The sequence below is a fragment of the Paenibacillus sp. 2TAF8 genome, assembly GCF_052114825.1.
In the GTDB taxonomy this organism is placed as follows: domain Bacteria; phylum Bacillota; class Bacilli; order Paenibacillales; family Paenibacillaceae; genus Paenibacillus.
In genome coordinates this window covers 1-22,674 of the sequence record NZ_JBFRFN010000011.1, presented here as the reverse complement: position 1 = coordinate 22,674, position 22,674 = coordinate 1, and the positions used below count along the sequence as shown (strand labels likewise).

Genomic DNA, 22,674 nt, shown 5'->3' with positions numbered 1-22,674 from the left:
ATGAAGAACGGGTCTCAAGGGTATACATGGATGTAAAGTGCCGTTTGTGATAGAATAGGACGAATGCAGTAAAACGACGGAATGCAAAAGAAATGCAAATGAAAAGAAAAAAGGAATAGGTGTTGAAAACAAAATGAAACCTTTTATATACGATTTTTCCCTGGAGCAATTGCAGCAATGGGCTGTGGAAAACGGGGAACCTGCGTTTCGCGGCGGTCAGATTTTTGACTGGATTTATGTGAAACGTGTAAATGATTTTAGTGAAATGACAAATCTATCCAAGGGACTGCGTGAGAAGCTAGCAGAGCAGTTTGAATTCGTAACCCTTAAGGAAATTACCAAGTTTGAGTCCAAGGATGGCACGGTGAAATTCCTTTTTGGTCTGCATGATGATCATGCGATCGAAACGGTTATTATGAAGCATAACTACGGGAACAGCATCTGTGTAACAACACAGGTGGGCTGCCGGATCGGTTGTACATTTTGTGCATCCACACTTGGGGGCCTGAAACGTAATCTGACAGCTGGAGAGATCGTTGCTCAGGTTGTACAGGCTCAGAAAATTTTGGATGAGCGCGGCGAACGGGTCAGCAGCATCGTGATCATGGGTTCGGGTGAACCTTTTGAAAACTATGAAGCAACGATGACGTTCTTGCGGATCATGATTCACGAAAAAGGACTGAACATTGGTCAGCGTCACATTACCGTTTCTACGAGTGGAATTGTTCCGAACATCTACAAGTTTGCAGATGAAGACACGCAGATTAATCTCGCGATTTCGATCCACGCGCCAAACGATGCTCTTCGCTCAAAATTGATGCCGGTTAACCGCCGTTTCCCGTTTGATGATGTGATGGAGTCTCTTCGTTATTATCTGGCGAAGACTGGACGGAGAATTACGTTTGAATACGCATTGATTGGCGGTGTAAACGACCAGCCAGAGCATGCGGCAGAACTGGCAAGTGTGCTCAAAAACATGTTATGCCATGTCAATCTGATCCCGGTTAACCATGTACCTGAGCGCAAATATGTTAGAACATCAAGAAGTGATATCTTTAACTTCCAGAGAATTCTCTCGGAACAGGGAGTTAATGTAACGATTCGCCGTGAACAGGGACATGATATTGCTGCCGCTTGCGGCCAGCTTCGTGCAAAGCATATGGAGTTGAGGTGAGAGCGTTTTGATCAAAACAGTTCATGTGAGCCATATCGGACGAGTACGTTCGGTGAATGAAGATTCAGCCTGGATTCGTAATCTCGATACAGGATATATTCTGGGAATCGTCGCAGACGGCATGGGCGGACACCTTGCTGGGGATACGGCAAGCCGCCTCGCAGTGGAGACGCTAGTGCAGGATCTGGCGACACTTGAGCCGGGTTTGTCTCATGCATCGCTGTCCGCTGCGCTTAGCGATGCGATTCTTCATGCGAATGAAGTCATATTCCGCACGGCGTCCACAGACGATAAGTATCATAATATGGGAACGACGGTCGTCGCAGCCTTATTAAATGATGCAGAAGGTGTAATTGGACATATCGGGGACAGCCGTGCATACAAAATTGTAGGCAAGGAAGTATTTCAGTTGACCGAAGACCATACACTGGTGAATGAATTGTACAAAAATGGTCAGATTAGCAAAGAAGACGTATCTCATCATCCGCGTCGAAATGTGCTTACCCGTGCACTTGGCACGGATGCTGAAGTGAAGGTTGATATGGATAGCGTACGGTTGGAAGAAGGCGAAGTATTGCTTCTCTGCAGTGACGGACTCAGTAACCTGGTCAGCAATGAGCAGATTATTCAGGTTGCGGGTAATCTTGAACTTCCACTGGAAGATCGCGCAGATCGACTGCTTCAACTGGCATTGCTTGCTGGGGGAGACGACAACATTACAGTCGCTTTATTTGAGCCTCAGCAGCAAGATACCGTAGAAACTGAAACGGGGTGTGAGTCATGATTGGGCACCAGCTAGGCGGACGCTATGAAGTGATTGAGCGTGTCGGCGGCGGCGGCATGGCTCTTGTGTACAAAGCTCAGGATCTGCTTCTGAATCGGAACGTGGCGATTAAAGTGCTCAGACAGCAGTTCGTGCATGATGAAGAGTTTATTCGCCGTTTCCGTAGAGAGGCACAGTCGGCAGCATCGCTTTCTCATCCGAACGTAGTCAGCATTTATGATGTGGGTCAGGAAGATGATGTTCATTATATTGTCATGGAGTACGTTGAAGGCAAAAACCTAAATGAAATTATTAAAGAACGTGCGCCATTACAGGTCGACGAATCGGTACACATTGCATCCCAGATCGCTGATGCGCTGGATCACGCGCATCATAATCAGATTATTCACCGGGATATCAAACCGCATAACATATTAATTGGCCGGAATGGCCGTGTAAAAGTAACAGATTTCGGTATCGCACGTGCGGTTACCTCTACAACGATCACGCAGACTGGTTCTGTCGTGGGTTCCGTGCATTACTTCTCACCAGAGCATGCCAAGGGCATTGTGACTGGGGAGAAGTCGGACTTATACTCTCTTGGAATTGTACTCTATCAAATGCTTACCGGACAGCTTCCTTTTTTGGGGGAGAGTCCAATTAGTGTAGCCTTGAAACATTTGCAGGAAGAGTTCGATGAGCCGCGCAAGTTTAATCCGCTCATTCCGCAAAGTGTGGAAAATGTCATTTTGAAATCGATGCGTAAAAATCCGCAGGAGCGTTATCAATCGGCCAAAGAAATGCAGCATGATCTGGAAACATGTCTTATGCCAGAGCGACGCAATGAGTCCAAGGTTGATTTTCCGGATGAAGACGACATTGATCAAACGCGGGTTATGCCGGCTATCAAACCGGAACCACGTGGTATGACCTCCACGGGTACCATCCCTACAATGGAGAACGATGAAGCAGGGAAGTCGGGTAAACCGAAGCAGAAAACCTGGAAAAAAACGACGCTGATCATTTCATTGACTGTTCTTCTTTTAGTCGCCATGGTTGGGGTGGTATGGTATGTCAAAGACATGCTTGTTGTGCCTGAGGTAACCGTGCCTAATGTGGTCAATCAGACAGAAGAAAAAGCTCGTCAAATGCTGGAAGAGAAAGGTCTTGTTGTGAGCAATGAGGTCATTCGACAGTATAAAGAAAATGTAGACCCGGGCATTGTCTTTGATCAGAGCAGGAATGAAGGCGATGTGGTCAAAAAAGGCTCTGAAGTGCAACTAAGTGTTGGCGCGGAGAAAAAGAAGGAAAAAATGATTGATGTTAAAGGTGATTCATATACAGAGGCGGTCAAAAAACTGACCTCACTCGGCCTTAAAGAAGATCAGATCAAGCGTAAGGATGAATTTTCCAATGAAATTCCTTCAGGTGAAGTCATTTCCCAGACGCCTGGCGTAAATGAAGAATTTGATCCTGAGGTTGATGTAATTGAGCTAACGGTAAGCAAGGGAACTGAAACGGTTAAAATGCCTGATTTAAAAAATCATACCCGCAGTGAAGCAGAACAAATGCTGAAAGAAAAGGGTCTTGTGCTCGGACAGGTGCAGGAGGAATCCAGTTATACGGTTGAAAAGGGCAAAGTTACTCAGCAATGGCCTGTGGAACCCGGAACAGACGTGAATCCTGGAGATAAGATTACGATCTTTGTTAGCACAGGGTACCCGGATCAGGCACTGGAGTATCCGTACAACATCAACGTATCACCGAAAGAAGCCGGAACAAACAGTAAAATTCGTATTACCTTTGAAGATGCACGTGGCAAAAATCAGGAGTGGGGCACACGTACGATCAATTCCGCTCAAGTCCTGACGATTCYACTTGTGCTTGCACCAAACGAAAATGGTGCAGTTTCCGTCTATCGTGATGGTAAATTCCTGGATACGTACGTTGTATCTTACAGTGAAGCAAAGAATGGCACGGTGAACGTACCTTCTATTGACCCTGAGCAAAACACACAAGCTCCGCCAGAAAATAACCCTGATCCGGGGAATGGTGACAACGGCAGTGTGGATAATGGAGAGCAGGGTGAGCCTAACTCTACTCCGGCAGACGGGGAAGGAGACAACCAAGAAGGTGACACTTCAGCAATGAAGACGGATAAAGGCCCGGGTAAACATAAAGAGGATAAGAAAAAAGGAGTTATCAACGCATCAGGCCGTCCATAAGGACGGCTTATGCTGGCGTAAGGAAAGAATATAACTCATCTGAAGGAGGGCGACGGAGCTGTGCCAGAAGGTATCATCGTTAAAGCATTAAGTGGTTACTACTATGTCATGCCGATAGAAGATAACGGGGCTCCTTCGGTTGAAGGTTCCGCCGTTCAATGCAGAGCCAGAGGGATTTTTCGCAAAAGGGGCACTTCTCCGCTTGTTGGTGACCGTGTAAGCTACATGCTCACGGAGAATGGGGAAGGAACAGTTGATGAGATTCACAAACGTGAGACGGAATTAATTCGTCCGCCAGTGGCGAATGTTGGTCTGGCTGTTCTGCTATTTTCAGTTAAAGAGCCTGACATGAATCTAAATCTGCTGGACAAGTTTCTCGTTCATATTGAACAGGCTGGACTGGATGCACTTATCGTGCTGACGAAGCAGGATTTGATTGACCCGGATGCCAAAGATCGGGATATTGTTGCTGAAACGAAGGCAATGTACGAGCAGATTGGTTATGAGGTTATTTCAACCAGTTCCCGAACTGGAGAAGGCAGTGAGTTGCTCAGAGAACGCCTTGCGGGCAAGATCAGCGTATTCTCCGGTCAATCGGGTGTTGGCAAATCATCCATGCTAAACGCTTTGATGCCAGGACTTACCCTAGAGACGAGCGCAATTAGCATGCGTCTTGGACGCGGTAAACACACAACTAGACATGTGGAACTTATTCCACTCGATAATGGCGGATTCGTAGCGGATACGCCCGGATTCAGCCAGCTAGATTTTCTGGAGATTGGCGTGGAGGAATTATCCACTTGTTTCCGGGAATTCGCTCAGTTTGCCGATCAGTGTAAGTTCCGTGGATGTACACATACGCATGAACCGAGCTGCCGAGTACTAGCAGCTAAGGAGGAAGGCTTGATCTCCGAAAGTCGGTATAAACACTATGAGCAATTCCTGACTGAAATGAAAGATAAGAAGCGGAGGTATTAATTATGATTAAAATTGCCCCATCTATACTGTCAGCTGACTTTGCCAAGCTCGGTGCAGAGGTTGCCGAAGCACAAGCGGCAGGCGGAGACTGGATTCATGTTGACGTCATGGACGGTCACTTCGTTCCTAATATTACGCTCGGTCCTGCTATCGTGAAGGCTATCGCACCTCATACAACACTGCCACTCGACGTTCATTTGATGATCGAGAATCCGGAACGGTACGTTGAAGAATTCGCCAAAGCCGGAGCAGCAGTGATTACGGTTCATGCTGAGGCATGTGTGCATCTGCACCGTGTGATTCATCTCATTAAAGAGCAGGGAATTATGGCAGGGGTTGCTCTCAATCCAGGTACTCCGGCTAGTGCAATTCAGGAAGTGCTGGACGATGTAGATATGGTTCTTGTTATGACTGTGAACCCTGGTTTTGGCGGACAAGCGTTTATTTCCGGCACAATGAACAAAATCAAGCAAATTCGCACATGGTTGAATGAGAAAGGGCGTCATGACGTACATATCGAGGTAGATGGTGGCATTGCTGCTGATACAGCCCCATTAGTCGTGGAAGCTGGCGCTGACGTTCTGGTAGCAGGAAGTGCGGTATTCGGACGCGAAGATCGCGCCGCCGCAATTGCCGAGATTCGCAGCAGCTACGAGGGTTAATTCATGACTCTCAAAGAGACGTTGTGGACAATGGCGGGCAGTATGGTTACGGGCTTGGTGCTTGCGCTCTTTGCAGTTCTCCAGGCCCCATTCAATGCGCTCACGTCATTAATCGGTGTGGGCGTGGTCATTATGTATTTCCGTAAATTCGATCGCAAGGGACATCGGATTACTTTTGTTGTATTCAGCATACTTTATTATCTCATGAGTGTTTTCATGATCGCGGTCTATCAATATATTCCTGCCCAAACGTAAATGCGTTGATCTTCGGGCTTGTCATTGTGGAATAGGGACAACAGGTCTCGCATAAATATGGTTACATGAGCAGGTTTCTCATGTAGCCTTTTTTGTCGTGTTTGGGTGAAAAAGGCCTGAAGCATAGGATACGGCGGATGCATGAGCATGATGGGGAGGGTGAAGTATGAAATTTTACACATTCAAATTGCCGAAGTTTTTGGGAGGGTTTGTAAAGGCGATCCTGAATACGTTTCAAAAGAACTGATTTGAGCAACAGTAGCACAGTTAGGGGAATACCGCCGCTTTGGCTCAAAGGCTCATCTGGAGAACCGGATCTGCATGATGTGCCATGCGGCGGCCATTCCTGTGTGTATCATGAATTGCGGCTGTGCTTTGTGGAACACCAAAAAAGCACCTGCAAGGAACAAGGTGCTTTTTGCTTACCCGATTTATAGTAGCTTTGCGTGATTATACGCGAGTCACTTTACCGGCTTTCAGTGCACGGGTGCTTACGTATACACGTTTTGGTTTGCCGTTCACGAGAATACGAACCTTCTGAACGTTTACGCCCCAAGAACGACGGTTACGGTTGTTAGCGTGGGATACGTGGTTACCGGTGCCCGGTTTCTTACCTGTCACATAACATTTGCGAGACATAGATTACACCTCCTATCCTAAAATAACCAGTGCCTTTGGGAGAGACAAACGTCATTCCATAAGGACTTAATTGTTCTTTCCTGATCCTAAAACCAGGATTCAGTAGCTAATGGGTTGTTCAAGCCGGCGTGGCCGGATCATTTCCATTACTTAACCTGCATAAAACAATACTTAAATATAATATCATAATCAAAAAAGCTTCGTCAACTGATCCAAAAACTTTATTTATTTCTCTTGTCTAATATAGTACAATGTTGAATAGTCCATAGTACAGCCATGAACAGGCTGTTGCCGCGGGATGCCGGAGAAAAAACCGTACGTAGAGGTTGGAGGTTTGCTTTTTTGGCAACGCTGTGAGATGCGGCATTCCATCATTGGCACCAGTCTCCATGCGGCATTCATGTCGGCTTCTGATACCGGTGCATATCCCTATGCCCTCACAACGGGTTGCAGAGAATGCAGGATATTGGTAGCCCGGCCGCCCAGACCGTTAATCCGGCTGACATGTTGTATTGTATGCCTGTGCCGGACAAGGTATGGACGAAGAATAACGCAGCCGCGTTAGCGCATGAACAGACCAAAATGATTCTTGGTGCAAGGTGTTCGTGTATCAAGCTAGGAAGGGGAATTCTCACTTGAGTATACGTTCTTTAAATGGAACAGATTTCACCGCAATGGTTATTGCCGGAGCGGAACAACTAGGGCAGCACGCAGAACATGTCAATTCCCTGAATGTTTTCCCTGTGCCGGATGGCGACACGGGAACAAATATGAATTTGACGATGACTGCTGGCGTTGCAGAGATCAAAAGAAAGAGCTCTGCTTCAATAGGAGAAGCTGCCGGGATATTATCCAAGGGTTTACTTATGGGCGCACGCGGAAATTCAGGGGTTATTTTATCTCAATTGTTCCGTGGTTTCAGCCGCTCAGCAGCACCTTTTGAAGAATTGAATACGATTCAATTTGCTGCCGCCCTGCAAAACGGTGTTGACGCAGCTTACAAAGCTGTTGTGAAACCGGTGGAGGGAACTATTCTTACCGTAGCCAAGGAAGCTGCCAAACATGCCAGCTACTACGCAAGACGGACGAATGATATTACTGAATTAATGAATGAAGTTCTGTTAAAAGCAAAAGAAGCACTGGCGATGACTCCAGAATTGCTGCCTGTCTTAAAACAGGTTGGTGTAGTGGACTCGGGTGGTCAGGGGCTTGTATATATTTATGAAGGCTTTATGGAAGTGTTATTGAAAACGGACGGCGGTTCACGTGCTTCACTGCAAAAGGACTCCGTTTCGTCAGCAACGGCACAGGTGAAAACGCCTGCAACTGAACCGGTTGCACCGAAGATGACACCGGTGATCGCTCCAGAGATGCCGTTGTCAGCTCAGGCCCGACTAGATACGGATGACATCGAATTCTTGTACGATATGGAGTTTTTCATTAATCGTGAGCTTGGCGATAATGCAGGAACAGCATTTGATGAAGAGTTGTTCCGGAAAGCGTTGTCAAAAAATGGAGATTCCATCATCATTATCGCAGACGATGAAGTAATTAAGGTGCATGTGCATTCCAAGACACCTGGTGATGTATTAAATCTGGCTTTGAAATATGGAGAGATTACACAGATTCATATTCTCAATATGCGTGAACAACATCGTGATTTGCTGAGCGCAGGCATGGATATTGCGGCTTCACCTGATCTTTTTGCTGATATTCCGCAGGAGAAGACAAGCGCATTGGAAGAAGCAGTGCTCCCGGCCCATGAAATGGCACCGTATGGTTTTATAGCGGTTTCTTCCGGTGACGGCATTGCGGAAATATTCAAAAGCCTGGGTGTAGATGTGGTGATGTCTGGTGGACAGACGATGAATCCAAGCACAGAGGACTTTGTGAAAGCCGTTCGTTCGATTGCAGCGGATCAAATCTTTATTTTGCCGAATAACTCCAACATTGTATTGGCTGCTGAACAGGCCCGGGAATTGCTGGAGGATGAACGCCGGATTACCGTTATTCCGAGCAAGACGATTCCACAAGGCATGGCAGCGGCGTTTGCTTTCCAGGAGGATGAGTCTGCAGAAACGAATCGTGAACAGATGATGGAAGCTATTAGCCGAGTGCAGTCGGGTCAAGTGACTCATGCCGTTCGGGACACACAGTATGATGAACTTGATATCAAGGCTGGGAATTACATCGGAATCTATAACTCCAAGATTGTTGCGACAGACGAGAGCATGCTTCATGCTTGTGAGGGTCTGCTTGGGCAGATGATGGAGAGCGGAGATGAAGTGGTTACGGTTCTTGAGGGGGAAGAGGCTGACGCTGAGATTACTTCTTCTCTTGTTGCATGGCTGGAAGAGCAGTATCCTGATGCTGAAGTCGAGGTACATCAGGGAGGACAGCCAGTGTACTATTATCTGTTCTCGGTAGAGTCCTAATTGCGGTTGTTTCACAAGTCAATCACTATACCTTTTTGACGCTGAACGAATGACTTGTTGAACAAGCACGATAGCACTTGATGAAGAGGAGGAAAGCCTGTGAACCACAAGGTTGCGATTGTAACGGACAGTACGGCGGATATTCCCGAGGAACTGGTTCGTAAATACGGTATACATGTGGTTTCCCTGCGTGTGTTGTTTGGGGAAGAAAACTATGCGGACGGGGTGGAGCTGACTTCGGAGCAATTCTACGATAAGTTAAAGCAGAGCACAGTTCTGCCTACGACTTCACAGCCTTCTCCTACCGACTTTATGAACGTGTACCAGACCTTGCTGGACGAAAATCCGGACAGGCCCATCGTATCTATACACCTGTCTTCCGGCATGAGTGGTACGTATCAATCGGCTATGCTCGGCAAGTCGCTTCTGGAACGTGAAATGGATCTTACCATCATTGATTCAAAATCAGCTTCCTACGGGTATGGTTTAATGGTGGTGCAGGCTGCCGAGCTTGCCGAACAGGGCAAGTCTGTAGCTGAGATTGCAGCAGCTGTTGAGGTAATGCAGCAATCCCGCAAGCTGTTTTTTCTGGTGGATACGCTGGAATACCTGCAGAAAGGCGGACGGATTGGCAAGGCCTCAGCGATCTTGGGAACACTGCTCAACATTAAACCGATCCTTTCGATTGATGAAGAAGGCGTAATCTACGCCGTAGAGAAAGTCAGAGGTCATAAAAAGGCAATGGCACGTGTTATTGAACTGTTCCAGAAGGATCTAGCAGGAAAGCGGGTCAACCTGGCCGTAGGACATACGGCAGACCCCGCGTCAGCAGAGGCTTGTGCGGAACAGTTACGGGGTCATTTTACAATCAATGAAGTGATCTATACGAATATCGGGGCCGTCATCGGCAGTCATGTGGGGCCCGGTGTTATTGCCATCTTTATGTGGCCTGTTCCGGAATGAGGGATTAGATATGAACTTAGAAGAAATATCAGTGAAACAAATTAACGGCGTGAGTGCTCTCAAAGAGGGAGAGCTTCACGCCTTTGGCATCTCTAGTGTGAAAGACTTACTGGAGTATTATCCGTTTCGATATGAAGATTATCGTCTGCGTTCGCTTAGTGAGGTTAAGGACGGAGACAAAATTACGGTGCAAGGTCAGGTGATGGGTGTACCTGTGTTGCAGCGTTATGGTAAAAAGTCACGTCTGACCTGTAAAATCATGACGGAAGAGTGGATGATTACGGCTACGTGGTTTAACCGTCATTTTCTCAAAGACCAGCTTACACCTAACCGGGAAATTGTACTGACAGGCAAATGGGAACAAAAGCGCATGCAGCTTACGGTGACGGATTCCGAATTTCCCGATAAAGGAGATGGACGTTCAGGTACATTGCAACCTGTCTATTCCGTCACGGGTAAGGTAACGCAGCAGTGGATTCGCAAGACGATTAACCAAGGATTAGCTCAGTATGGTGAGATGATTCCGGAGATTTTGCCATTAGCACTCATTAAAAAATATAATTTGATGCCACGCAAACAGGCGATAGCCGGTATTCATCGTCCGCAGGACAATCAGGAAGGCCAACGCGCTAGACAGCGAATGGTCTATGAGGAGTTATTTTTGTTCCAACTCAAAATGCAGGCATTTCGTGCGCTGAATCGAAACCGGATGGATGGCATGGTGCATACGACGGACAATACGACGATTCGAGAATTTGTGCGTAGTTTGCCGTTTGAGCTGACGGATGCGCAGAAGAAGGTCGAGCTTGAAATCTTGCATGATATGCGATCACCCTATGCAATGAATCGATTGCTGCAAGGCGATGTAGGTTCAGGTAAAACGGTAATTGCAGCGATTGCGCTCTATACGACAGTGCGTTCGGGCTTTCAGGGGGCACTGATGGTGCCGACTGAGATTCTGGCTGAGCAGCATATGCGTTCCTTACTGAAGCTGTTTGAACCTTTTGGTGTAACGGTGGGACTGTTAACGGGCAGTGTAAACGGACGCAAACGGAAAGATTTGATCGCCTCCTTGCAGATGGGGATGCTGGATATTGTGGTGGGCACACACGCCCTGATTCAGGAAGATGTCTTTTTCCGGGAGCTGGGCCTTGTGGTTACAGACGAGCAGCATCGCTTCGGGGTGAATCAGCGCAGCGTTTTGAGACGAAAAGGGTATAATCCGGATGTATTAACGATGACCGCAACACCTATTCCGCGGACGCTTGCGATTACCGCATTTGGTGATATTGAGGTGTCTACGATATCTGAGCGGCCGAAGGGGCGGATTCCGATCTCCACGTATTGGGTGAAGCATGACATGATGGAGCGGGTGCTCGGATTTATTTCCAGAGAGGTGGACCAGGGCCGTCAAGCCTATCTGATCTGCCCACTGATCGAAGAATCGGAGAAACTCGATGTGCAAAATGCAATTGATCTACATATGCAGATGCAGCAGAATTTTCCGAAATACAAAGTGGGATTGCTGCATGGACGCATGACGGCTGCCGAAAAAGAAGAAATGATGCGGGAATTCTACAGTAATGACATTCAGTTGCTGGTATCCACCACTGTGGTAGAAGTAGGGGTCGATGTGCCCAACGCCACACTCATGGTTATTATGGACGCGGATCGTTTTGGTTTGTCCCAGTTGCATCAGCTTCGAGGTCGTGTTGGACGCGGTGCGCATGCGTCGTATTGTGTGCTGATTGCTGACCCCAAGACGGAAGTTGGGCAGGAACGCATGAAGGTCATGACTGAAACGGAGGATGGATTCGAGGTGTCGCGGCGTGATTTGGATCTGCGGGGGCCGGGAGATTTCTTTGGCACCAAACAGAGTGGGTTGCCTGAATTCCGACTTGCCGATATGGTAGCAGACTTCGCCGTACTGGAACAGGCTCGGGATGATGTTTCCGCATTGATTGCGGATGCTACGTTTTGGACGTCTGTTGACTACACGCCGTTGCGTGAATATCTCCAGCAAGAGCAGGTGTTCAAGGGTGATCTGATTGATTAGACGCTAGACGTGGAATGTGGACATGCGGTCTATAAGTGGAATGCGGCGTAATCTGGATGCGTAAGCTGAATTCATAACGTGATATCGTAAAGTGAAGCGTAAAGTAAATGCTAAACTGAATGTGTTACTTCAAAGCTTAATTTGTATGTGCTGCGTTGTTTTGAGACATGTTTTGGAAAAAGTGACAAGTGAACAAGCCCTCCCGACATATGAATAAGAAGTGAGTTCATTTCTTGGGAGGTGCTGTACGTTTTGGGTTACCAACAATATGGAATTAGTCCGCAGCTGGTGGAGCGGATCAAACTAAAGATGAAAAATCCTGCAGTCAAAGAGCGCATTAAAAAGCTGATTGATGGCGTGACCAAGGCGGATTTGCAGGATAAGGCGAAGGTTCGCAGGTTGGTTAAATCGTCGGCAGTCATTATGAACGAGAATTTCTCGCCAGCACAGGAAGAGCAGTTTGTCGCTTTTGTGATTGCGCAGAAGATCGATCCAAACAACACGTTTCATTTGATCAAGTTGTGGGGTATGTTTAGGTAAAGTTGAATGTGATGGGGTTACTTTAAAAAATATAGGGGTTTACACGGGACACTCCGAGTGCAGTACCATCTTTCGAGCGCTGTTATCCCCGGATTTTTGGAATAACCCTTTATAAGGGTAAAATCCGTTGATAAGCGTATGCTTCCGATGTAGCTTTCTTGCAGAAAGCTTTCAGGCGCCCGCTTCGCTTCTACAGATTGGTTCTGCTCTCTCCGTTAATGTGTAAACGAACGTTCTTTTGAAAGACCATATTACATTCAAGAGAGTATGTTAGTGTAAAGAAGGGTGTTTCATCAGTCATATGTGACTCGATGAAATGCCCTTTTGGATTTTTTCAGAGAGGATTATCTCTGCTTTCCTCCAATTGGAATGGTAGACTGCAACATACAAGTAGTGTAGACGTAACGTCACAGTACGAGATGCGAGATGTGTGACGGTTATTGGGTTCTGTTATTTTTTTGATAGATGTGGAAGGAAGTTGGATTGGAAATGTTTAAGATGCTGAGAGGGCAAGAGGGAGTTTGGTTTTTCTAACGATCACCAGAGACGCTATTTAGAATATATCACATCTTTTTATTTTCTAACGATCACAGGAGAGCTTATTTGAGTCGTTTGGCGCTAAAATGGGCTTGTTTCTTCTATTTTTTCTGAAATAAGCTCTCTGGTGATCGTTACAATTTCAGAAGACTCTTTTTCGCCCAAATAAGCTTATCTGAGATCGTTAGAATTTGGAGTGGTTCTAACTTTGTACTGTTTCCGGAACTCCTCGGGGGTCAGTCCGGTCACTTTTTTGAATACACGGAAGAAGTATTTTGGGTTATCGTAACCGAGCTGCTTGGCAATACGGTAGACTTTGTCCTCGGTTAAGGTTAAAAAGCGTTTAGCTTGCTCGATACGCAGGCGGTTAACGTAATCTGTGAAGTTCTCGCCGTTTTTTTCTTTAAACAGATAGCTGAGATAGCTTGGGTTCAGGTAAAAAAGGGAGGAGACCCATTCCAGCGTTAAATTTTTGGCATAATGAATATCGATATATTTTCTGACGTTGTCGATAACCTGATCGGATCGATAGGGATTATATTCTTGAAGCAGTAGTGCTGTCCCTGTCAACACCTTGTCCATATACTGACGAATGGATTCCATATCAAATGAAATGTCAAGCACGGCTTCGAGACTGGAGGAAGCATTTCCGTTGCTACCGCTACCGCTTTGCAAATAATGTTGCAGCAACCGTTTCGTTTCAGCCACAATGTCCCGGCATTGCTCTTTCAGGTGTGCGAGTAAAGCATCAGGCTGCTGGAGAAAGAAAGCAAAGAAATCAGCGATTAACTCTTGAACTTTGGATACGCTGCCGCTTTCGATGGAAAACAGTAATTCATGCGACCTGCTCCAGCGCAAGGAAGACAAGGTGTTGTTCTCCTCTGTATAGTTATAACATTTACCGAAATCGGTAATGGAGCGTTGGTCGAGAGCTAGAATAGTCTGATGATGAGCATCACGAATACGACTTACATCGGATAAAGGAAGACTGATTCCGATACAACATTCCGCTGTTGTTGTTTCCGCAAGGATACGCTCCGCATATAGAACGGCACGTTTTTGCAGTTCAGCAACTGCGTCTCCCTGATCATACATCATCAGAAAAACAAGTTGTTCTGATTGGGGATGCGGGATATAGAGACTTTGCGGAAAAGATGGAAGATGCTCTACGTTACAGTGTTTAGGACTATAGATCATCATAAAAAGCAGAAGCTCGGTTTCCAGAAGGACAGCGAATTCGCGGGAACGGAATATAGGGCGCTTCGCGGGCAGATGCGGACTCAGCACAACATGAAGAAAAGTCTGATGGTCAGCATCGATTTTCATTTGWTCTGTCTCCACAGTCAGCTGAACAACCTCTTGTTTCAGCGAGCGCTCCTGTTCAAGTGTTAGTACCGCTTGTTGCAAGGCACGTTGAACTTCGTCCCGGCTAAACGGTTTAAGCAGATAGTTGACTACCTTGGCCGAGATGGCCTCCTGCATGTAATCAAAATCAGTATGGCCACTGATTACGATCAGTTTGATATGAGGAAAACGCTGGCTCACCGTTCGAATTAACCATTGTCCGTCCATCTCGGGCATACGCATATCGGTGAAGACGATATCAGGGCTGGAGGATTCGATTAATTCCAGCGCATCGGCTCCATTTTCCGCTTCACCAAGCAATATCATCTTATGCTCCGTTGCCTCTAGTTTTTTTAATAGACCTTTACGAATCAATGGTTCGTCATCCACAACGATAAACGTATACATAGCGGTCACCTCTACTCTCAAAGACTTGGAATCTCTACGATAATTCGGGTTCCTCGATGAACTTCACTATGGAAAGTCAATCCGTACCCGTCACCATAATACAGAACAATTCGTGAATGTACGTTTTTGATGCCAATGCTCTGCTTGAGCCTTTGACCGACAGAAATGAATTCAGGCGGCAGTGCTAGAAGCTGTCTCAGCTCATCTACCTGTTGAGTTGACATGCCTACGCCATCATCGCATACTTCAAAAATAATCCGTTCATCTTGAATTTTGCCGGTAATCATAATCTTGCCCTTGCCACGTTTGTTCTCCAGGCCATGATAAATGGCATTTTCCACGAGCGGTTGCAACAGCAGTTTCAGCATATGGCGATTCTGTATCTCAGGCTCTACTTGAAGCTCAAAGTTAATTTTATCACCGTACCTGATCAGCTGGATGGCCATATAATTTTCAACATGTTGTAGCTCTTCGCTGACGGTGACGCGTTCACTATCTGTTTTGATGCTGTAGCGGAACATATCGCCGAGTGACTTGGTCATAACGACAATGCTTTCAACCTCTTCAATCTCTGCAATACTGTTGATTGACTCCAGTGTATTGTATAAGAAATGAGAATTGATCTGTGCTTCGAGTGCTTTCATCTGTGAATCGAGTGTCAGGATTTTATTTTGATAGCTCTCCCGAATATGGGTATCAATATCCTTCATCATTTTATTGAATTCATGATAGAGGATTCCGATTTCATCCACATGTTTGTTTTTTTGCGGTCTGATTTTCACAAACTGATGTGATTTGGTCTTACGCATCATTTTGGTTAACTCAATGATTGGTTTGGTAATCAGATTGGACAAGAAAAAGGATAATAGCAGAAAAATTACAGCACAGCTTACTGCGATATACAGGAATAGCTTTTGTGAGATATTGTACTGCTCGTAGAGCCGTTCAAGAGAAATGTTGGCAATCACATTCCAGTTATGTCCAGGCACCTTTTGTATAACGGTCATGATTTTATCCTGAATCGTTTTATACTGTGAACTACTGTTTACTTGCTCTATTGCTGCATTGAAGCTGGCAGGAAGAGGGTGCCCGATCTGGTTTCTTTCCGTGGAGTATAGTATTTTCCCCTGATCGTCAGCCAAGTAAAGGTTGGACAGACTCGGAGCAGGATTCCGTTTCAATCCGTCAAAAATGTTCATCCCACAATCCAGCATGAATACACCGAGAAACTCATGATTGTTCGGATCGTAAAGGGCTCTGGAGAAACCGATCGACTGTTTGGCATTAATGATGTAGGGTTTAACGCCCACCTCACCAACATATAAATCGCCTTTCCGCTGAATGGTGTCGAGATACCATTGATCCTGAAGAGCAACGTAGTCTAAACGCAAATCCGTGCCACTGCTTCCATAACTGATCCATTTTCCATCCGGTGTGAAGAGATACAGACCATTAATGTAATTGTATCCGAGCAAAATATTTTCAAAGATCAGCTTGAGCTTGCTACGTATCATAAAAATGTCGTACTGATCATTCGTTTTGTTCAGCTTCGTTAGTTCATCACTAACTGTACTGTAAGCGGCTGCATTGGAAGACTGCTGAAGAAGAGTGACCGAAATTCGGTCAATGTTCTGCAAAATTTCTTCCATACTTTTGACCGAATTGCCGATTGTTGTAGAAGTAATAAGAGAAGTCTGCTCATTCACCAGCTTCGTATAACTTCGATAGGAACTCAGGGATACAACGATAATAGGGATGACCGACACAAGAACGAGGATCAGAAACAGTTTAGTTTTGATATTGAACAGAATCATACGTGCTCCCCCTACGAATGTCAATCTAAAAATAGTGCACCACACAAGCTAAAGTAAATGTACTGATGAACGCAGTATGATGAAAATGTGCACAAAGCAAGAATAAACATGAATCGGGGGAATGACAAGATGAAAAATAGAAAACAACTGTGGCCTTTGGCTTTAGTGTTGCTAATGACGTTCCTTAGCGCATGTAGTTCTACCAGTCAGGAACAGGGAAGTTCCGACAATAGTGGGGGAGCGAATGATTCTGCCAAACCGATAACCTTGACGATGATGCTCTCAGGAAACAAGGCGTCAGAAGGGGAGGACTTCGAACTCGAAACGTTGCCTCGTTTAGTCAAAGAAAAGTTCCCGAACATCACACTTGAGGTTCAGAAGCTTCCTGATGATCAGTACAACACCTCGGTACGAACGAAACTGGCAGCTGGACAGGGGCCGGATATTTTCTGGATTTTCCCCAAAAATTCAGCAGGTGGAGTCGTTGATTTTGCCAAAGCCGGATTTGCCACTGACCTGTCAGATTTGACGTTCTGGGATAACATCAGTCAAGGTGCAAAGGATGATATGTCTATAGACGGCAAGCCATACGGCGTATCGGGTGGTATTGCATTTCTGGGGGCTTATTACAATAAGGAACTGCTACAACAAGTCGGCTACTCCGAATTTCCGAAAGACTGGCCTTCCTTCCTGGAATTATGTCAAAAGTTGAAGGATGCAGGAATCACACCGATTGCTATGGGAGATAAAGACCCTTGGGTGATCCAATTCGGAATGTACCAGATCGCCGCAAATACGGTATACCCGGATGAAATGGATTTTGATGTAAAGCTGCAAAAAGGTGAGAAATCATTGACTGATCCAAAGTGGGTTGAAACGATCTCAAGGTATAAAGAGTTGTACGACAAAGGTTACGTGGTGAAAAATTCACTGGGTATTGGCAGTGCACAATCTGCGCAGCTGTTCATTGATGGCAAAGCAGCGATGACATTGACCGGCACATGGGATTACGCTTCCATGACATCCAAAGGTGCAGCCGACTTCACTCGCGGATTCTCTTCCCTTCCAGGCAATGATTCTGGCAAACCGGTATATGTATCTGCTGCAACATCGGCAGGTTATGCACTCAATGCGAAATCAGCCAATCTGGATGCGGCGAAGCAAGTGCTGAATTATCTGTTTGACGGACAGTCAGAATTATTCAAAGCTTTTGTGGCTTCCAACAGCTCAATCAGTGTGTACAAGGGCGTGACATTGGAGAAGGAGTTGTTCAAGGAAGTGAACGACAACTATCAGGAAACAGGTAACTCCGTATATTTTAGCAATCAGATGTGGCCTGCGGGAGTATCGGATGTCATGCAAGCCAAATTCGCAGAAGTTATCGCTGGACAAAAGACAACACCTGAGGAGGTCGCAGCTGCGATGGAAAGCAAATTTAGAGAGCTGTGGAAAAATTAGAATGAAACGATTTGTCTGTTGCTAGGGAAGAGTATTTCGGCCGCTTCCCTGGCTTCAGTCTTCTTGGAGAGGATGGAGCAAGATGAACTCGACTGTCATGAAAAAATCCATGTACTGGTTTGCTGTGCCCGCATTACTTTTTTACCTGACGTTCTGGATTTTCCCGATTCTGCGATTATTCCAGTACAGTATAACGGACTATAACGGATATGCTCAGGCGTATAGCTATATTGGATTAGACAATTACAAAGATTTGTTTCGCGGCGATGTTCTCGGTGTATCGTTGAAAAACACACTGATCTATACGTTTGTTACGGTTGTTGTGGGTAATCTAATCGGTTTGGCGATGGCCTTGCTATTAAATATGAAAATAAGAGGAACCGGAATCTACCGTTCTTTGGCCTATATTCCTACGCTATTCAGCGCAATTGTTGTGGGATTTCTCTGGAGTTACGTGTACATGCCGGATTACGGGCTGATTTCTTCCTTTCTGAATAAACTGGGTATTGCCAATGAACTGAATTTCCTCGGCGATTATTCAACAGCCTTGTACTCCATCATTTTTGTGGAAATCTGGAAAACGATCGGGACTACGATGATTATTTTCCTGGCCGGTCTGCAAACAGTTCCGAATGATCTGTTAGAAGCAGGTCGGATCGACGGGTGCGGTCCTTGGCGGTTGCTGCGACATGTGAAGATACCTCTTCTGGCAACGGCTATCACCATTAATGTAACCCTTAGCTTGATCAATGGACTCAAAGCCTTTGACTTTCCATTTATCATGACTAATGGAGGCCCGGGCACAGCCACGAATACGTTAATCTTTTCGATCTATAAAATGGCATTTACCGAGCAACTCTTTGGCAAGGCTTCAGCGCTTGGTGTCATATCTTTTGCTGTAATTATCGTTATTACGGCGGTATTTGTACTCAAAATGAACAAGCGGGAGGTGTCGGCATGACTTCTCGTAAATGGATGGGAAAAGGGTTTACCCAGCTCGCTGTCATCCTGATTATGGCGCTGAATCTGATTCCACTGATTATTGCTTTTTCGACTTCATTGCGTGATCCGAAAGATAACACCAATCCGCTCATCCTGTTTCAAGGTATGTCTCTGGCAAGTTATAAAGCTGCCTTCGAGCGTATGCATTTTCTGGAGGCTCTATGGAACAGCGTTGTGTTAACTGGGGTATCGGTCATCTTTGTTGTCCTGTTCGCGGCGATGGCTTCATATCCGATGGCCCGGCTGAAAACAAAGCTCAGCAAGTTTATGTATTTATTTTTTCTGTCCGGGCTCGTGGTGCCTGCTCAAATGGTATTGATTCCTATTGTACAGATGATTAATGCGCTGCATATTCCGACGAACCAGTATACTCCGATCTTTATGTTTATAACCTGTAGCTTGCCGTTTTCCACCTTCCTGTATACCGGATTCATTCGCAGTGGTGTACCTGAAGAGGTAGAGGAGGCTGCACATATTGATGGTGCCGGATTATTCCAGCGTTTCTGGACAGTTGTTTTTCCGCTGCTTATTCCAGTGACGGTGTCCGTTATTATTACGCAGGGGGTATGGATCTGGAACGACTACTTTTTTAATATGATTTTTATTTCCGGAGCCGGAGAATCGCCTTTACCTCTGGCGATGCTAGGATTTATGGGGGATCAGCAAAACCCGACGCAATGGAATGTATTGTTCGCAGCTTGCTTCCTGTGTGCACTGCCGCTGCTGCTGGTCTTTTTATTTTTACAAAAATACTTTGTTGGCGGTATGACGGTTGGTGCAGTTAAAGGTTAAGGAGGAGAACCTGGCATGAGTGAAAAGATTATAAGTGAACGCAGGATGGGTGAACATATCATAAACGCATCATGGATGGATCAAGCGCAACAATGGATTCCAAAGCTCCACGAGCAAACGGTATATCCGGAGCAGATCGTTCGTTCCATGTCAGATTCACAGGCATTTCAAGGTTGGCGGATGGAGACGATAGGCCCGGCTTCCGTTTTGCCTGAGCAAACGCTGCGCAAGGGAGACGAGATAACACTGGATTTTGGCCAGCATCTCGTCGGTTATGTAACGCTGTCACTGTTGAACGTCCGAAGCAATGCAGATGCACCTTTGAGATTGAAATTGACATTTGGCGAGATGCCATGTGAGGTTACGGAAGACTTTTCCACATATGAGGGGTGGCTTAGCCGTTCCTGGTTGCAGGATGAAGTGCTTAATGTGGATGTGCTGCCGGGCACAGTTACGTTGAACCGTCGATATGCCTTTCGTTATCTGAAGATTGAAGTACTGGAAACATCCAACCGATACGATATACAAATCAAGGATATCTATTGTACAACGGTGACTTCCGCATTGATGGATGATATACCGCCATTACCGGACAATATTGATGAGGAACTCGCACAACTTGATCTAGTATCGATTCGTACACTTCGGGATTGTATGCAGACGGTATTTGAGGATGGGCCGAAGCGGGATCGTAGGTTATGGATTGGTGATCTGCGTTTGCAGGCCCTGGTCAATTATGAGACATTTGGCTGTAATGATCTGGTGAAGCGCTGTTTATATCTATTTGCCGGATCAAGGCTGGAAGGCGGGCAAGTAGGTGCGTGTCTGTACGAAAAACCGGAGCCCTATGTAGATGACATCTACTTGTATGACTATGCCCTATTTTTCATCACTACATTATGGGATTATTACGAAGCAACGAAGGATCGGGAGACATTGGAGGTGTTGTGKCCTGTTGCCAAAGAGCAGATCGACATTGCCTTGAAAAGGCTGGATGAACGCGGCATTGTGCAGGATGATGACACGTGGTATTGTTTCCTCGATTGGCATGAGCAGTTGAACAAACAGGCAGGTGCACAGGCGATATTGATCTATGGCATGAGAAGAGGGCAGTGGATTGCCCAAGAACTGGGGCTGCCTGCGGAAGAGAAACAGATTCAGATGCAGGTTCAGCAGGCCGAACAGGCTGCCCTTCATTATTTATGGGATGAGGAACAAGGGTTCTTCATTAGTGGTGAGAGGCGTCAGGTGTCGTGGGCATCGCAGGTCTGGATGGTTCTGGCTGAAGTGGTGGATGCTGATGCGGCTTGGCCATTGCTGCAACGACTGATGAAGCAGAAGGAAGCAATTCCAATGAACACGCCTTATATGATGCATCATTATGTAGAGTCGCTACTGCAGTGTGGAAAAAAAGAAGAGGCCTTGGCGCAGATTCGAACATACTGGGGCGGCATGGTCAAGGATGACGCAGATACGTTCTGGGAGCTGTATAATCCCGACGATAAGACATATTCTCCGTATGGCAGTAATCTGATCAATAGTTATTGCCATGCTTGGAGCTGTACACCAAGTTATTTTATTAGACGCATTTTTGCTTCAACTAAATAGTGAAGGAGAGAGGTCAATTCGGATAATTCCGGTTGGCCTGTTTTGATTTTTACAGAATATTCTTGCTGAATATAAGCCCCAGATAGATGTGGATGAATTTAAATTGGAAATGTTTATAATGCTACTGGRGCTGTTAGATCGCACGATGGGGGTAGCGTTATAAGCAACATTATTGAGGTGAAAAGTAGTGAACTGGCTTGTGTACACGTTGGAAATTCGAGTTGGCGATGAGGTGGTTGGTGAATACTAAAGCTAAACGAACCAAGTAGAGTCGATTTAGCTGAGAATAACATGTTCGTGCTGCCAAGCATCGAAGAGAATCAAGCGGTATCCATTCCTGGAGATTTGTTGGAAAATCTGATGCTCATCAGTGATCTTGTTGAAGAGTGAAACAGTTAAATAGTTGGGTTTTCAAGTGGTTACGCAGCTAACTGGTGACCAATATTGAGAGGTTGGCCACTACCAGGGAGCCTGTTTTTCTAACGATCACCAGAGACGTTATTTAGGGTATATAACAACCTTTTATTTTCTAACGATCTCAGGGAAGCTTATTTGAGTCGTTCGACGATAAAATGGGCTGGTTTCTTCTGTTTTTGCTGAAATAAGCTCTGTGGTGATCGTTACAATTCCCAAAGGCTCTATTTCGCTCCAATAAGCTCATCTGAGATCGTTAGAACTTGGAGGGGGGGGTGGAGGAGGAGAATAATAGTAAAAGTAACAGTAAAAGTAACAGTACGGCAGCAGTAGTAGCAGTAGTAGTAGTAGTAGTAGTAGTAGTAGTAGTAGTAGTTAGTTGTTGTTTCGATTACCGTAACCGAGTAGCTTGGTTGTAGCTTGGTGATGCAGAAGGGGAAACTTTCCGAGATTGGTAACTATTTAGCCCCCTAGAGAACTTGGACACTAAGAGAGTGTATGCGGTACACTACTAGTGACAAGGGGATGAGGAAGTTGAGACGAAATAAGCATTCAAAAGAATTTAAACTGCAGGTCATCAAAGAAGCGCTGGAAACAGGCAATAAAG

19 protein-coding genes are annotated in these 22,674 nt (G+C 45.9%); 16 read left to right on the top strand and 3 right to left on the bottom strand.

Annotation, left to right across the window (positions count from 1 at the left end; all coding sequences use genetic code 11):
- Positions 1-133 precede the first annotated feature (133 nt).
- The 7 genes from rlmN (at position 134) to spoVM (ending at position 6,304) form a co-directional block, all read left to right on the top strand.
- Positions 134-1,174, top strand: a complete 1,041-nt coding sequence (rlmN, locus tag AB4Z30_RS17265) for a 23S rRNA (adenine(2503)-C(2))-methyltransferase RlmN (protein WP_441928543.1) — start codon at positions 134-136, stop codon at positions 1,172-1,174.
- Between the two features lie 7 nt (positions 1,175-1,181).
- Positions 1,182-1,958, top strand: coding sequence for a Stp1/IreP family PP2C-type Ser/Thr phosphatase (locus AB4Z30_RS17260; RefSeq protein WP_441928541.1), 777 nt, complete (start codon positions 1,182-1,184; stop codon positions 1,956-1,958).
- The gene (gene pknB, locus AB4Z30_RS17255) at positions 1,955-4,162 is read left to right on the top strand and encodes a Stk1 family PASTA domain-containing Ser/Thr kinase (protein WP_441928539.1); all 2,208 of its coding nucleotides are present in this window, start codon (positions 1,955-1,957) and stop codon (positions 4,160-4,162) included. The genes AB4Z30_RS17260 and pknB overlap by 4 nt, the downstream gene beginning before the upstream one ends.
- Positions 4,163-4,222: 60 nt before the next feature.
- Positions 4,223-5,140, top strand: coding sequence for a ribosome small subunit-dependent GTPase A (gene rsgA, locus AB4Z30_RS17250; protein ID WP_441928537.1), 918 nt, complete (start codon positions 4,223-4,225; stop codon positions 5,138-5,140).
- A 2-nt stretch (positions 5,141-5,142) separates the two neighbouring features.
- The gene (rpe, locus tag AB4Z30_RS17245; protein WP_441928535.1) at positions 5,143-5,802 is read left to right on the top strand and encodes a ribulose-phosphate 3-epimerase; all 660 of its coding nucleotides are present in this window, start codon (positions 5,143-5,145) and stop codon (positions 5,800-5,802) included.
- 3 nt (positions 5,803-5,805) lie between these two features.
- Complete coding sequence (locus tag AB4Z30_RS17240) at positions 5,806-6,057, top strand: hypothetical protein (protein WP_441928533.1); 252 nt, start codon at positions 5,806-5,808, stop codon at positions 6,055-6,057.
- Positions 6,058-6,223: 166 nt separating this feature from the next.
- Positions 6,224-6,304, top strand: coding sequence for a stage V sporulation protein SpoVM (gene spoVM, locus AB4Z30_RS17235; RefSeq protein ID WP_019424875.1), 81 nt, complete (start codon positions 6,224-6,226; stop codon positions 6,302-6,304).
- Positions 6,305-6,507: 203 nt separating this feature from the next.
- On the opposite strand, the gene rpmB is transcribed toward spoVM, so the two are convergent.
- Positions 6,508-6,696: a 50S ribosomal protein L28 gene (gene rpmB, locus AB4Z30_RS17230; protein WP_024631107.1), complete on the bottom strand. Its 189-nt coding sequence runs from the start codon at positions 6,694-6,696 to the stop codon at positions 6,508-6,510.
- 456 nt (positions 6,697-7,152) lie between these two features.
- Between rpmB and AB4Z30_RS17225 the strand changes: the two genes are divergently transcribed.
- The 5 genes from AB4Z30_RS17225 to AB4Z30_RS17205 all read left to right on the top strand — a co-directional run bounded on the left by AB4Z30_RS17225 (position 7,153) and on the right by AB4Z30_RS17205 (position 12,690).
- Positions 7,153-7,335: a hypothetical protein gene (locus AB4Z30_RS17225; protein ID WP_434750363.1), complete on the top strand. Its 183-nt coding sequence runs from the start codon at positions 7,153-7,155 to the stop codon at positions 7,333-7,335.
- Positions 7,332-9,131, top strand: coding sequence for a DAK2 domain-containing protein (locus AB4Z30_RS17220; protein ID WP_441928530.1), 1,800 nt, complete (start codon positions 7,332-7,334; stop codon positions 9,129-9,131). Before AB4Z30_RS17225 ends, AB4Z30_RS17220 begins: the two co-directional genes overlap by 4 nt.
- Positions 9,132-9,230: 99 nt before the next feature.
- The gene (locus tag AB4Z30_RS17215; RefSeq protein WP_441928528.1) at positions 9,231-10,094 is read left to right on the top strand and encodes a DegV family protein; all 864 of its coding nucleotides are present in this window, start codon (positions 9,231-9,233) and stop codon (positions 10,092-10,094) included.
- 10 nt (positions 10,095-10,104) lie between these two features.
- On the top strand, positions 10,105-12,150 hold the full coding sequence (gene recG / locus AB4Z30_RS17210) for an ATP-dependent DNA helicase RecG (protein ID WP_441928526.1): 2,046 nt from the start codon (positions 10,105-10,107) through the stop codon (positions 12,148-12,150).
- Between the two features lie 252 nt (positions 12,151-12,402).
- Positions 12,403-12,690 carry a stage VI sporulation protein F gene (locus AB4Z30_RS17205; RefSeq protein ID WP_441928524.1) on the top strand — a complete coding sequence of 96 codons (288 nt, stop codon included), beginning with the start codon at positions 12,403-12,405 and terminating at the stop codon, positions 12,688-12,690.
- A gap of 708 nt (positions 12,691-13,398) precedes the next feature.
- Here AB4Z30_RS17205 and AB4Z30_RS17200 read toward each other — a convergent pair.
- Positions 13,399-14,979, bottom strand: a complete 1,581-nt coding sequence (locus AB4Z30_RS17200) for a response regulator transcription factor (RefSeq protein WP_441928522.1) — start codon at positions 14,977-14,979, stop codon at positions 13,399-13,401.
- A 17-nt stretch (positions 14,980-14,996) separates the two neighbouring features.
- A complete protein-coding gene (locus tag AB4Z30_RS17195; RefSeq protein WP_441928520.1) occupies positions 14,997-16,793 on the bottom strand; it encodes a sensor histidine kinase in 1,797 nt (598 codons plus the stop codon).
- 129 nt (positions 16,794-16,922) lie between these two features.
- On the opposite strand from AB4Z30_RS17195, the gene AB4Z30_RS17190 reads away from it, so the two are divergent.
- The 4 genes from AB4Z30_RS17190 (at position 16,923) to AB4Z30_RS17175 (ending at position 21,653) form a co-directional block, all read left to right on the top strand.
- Positions 16,923-18,251, top strand: coding sequence for an ABC transporter substrate-binding protein (locus AB4Z30_RS17190; protein WP_441928517.1), 1,329 nt, complete (start codon positions 16,923-16,925; stop codon positions 18,249-18,251).
- An 82-nt stretch (positions 18,252-18,333) separates the two neighbouring features.
- Positions 18,334-19,212, top strand: a complete 879-nt coding sequence (locus AB4Z30_RS17185; protein WP_441928515.1) for a carbohydrate ABC transporter permease — start codon at positions 18,334-18,336, stop codon at positions 19,210-19,212.
- On the top strand, positions 19,209-20,045 hold the full coding sequence (locus AB4Z30_RS17180; protein WP_441928513.1) for a carbohydrate ABC transporter permease: 837 nt from the start codon (positions 19,209-19,211) through the stop codon (positions 20,043-20,045). The genes AB4Z30_RS17185 and AB4Z30_RS17180 overlap by 4 nt, the downstream gene beginning before the upstream one ends.
- A gap of 15 nt (positions 20,046-20,060) precedes the next feature.
- Positions 20,061-21,653, top strand: a complete 1,593-nt coding sequence (locus AB4Z30_RS17175; protein WP_441928511.1) for an alpha-L-rhamnosidase-related protein — start codon at positions 20,061-20,063, stop codon at positions 21,651-21,653.
- Positions 21,654-22,674: the final 1,021 nt, after the last annotated feature.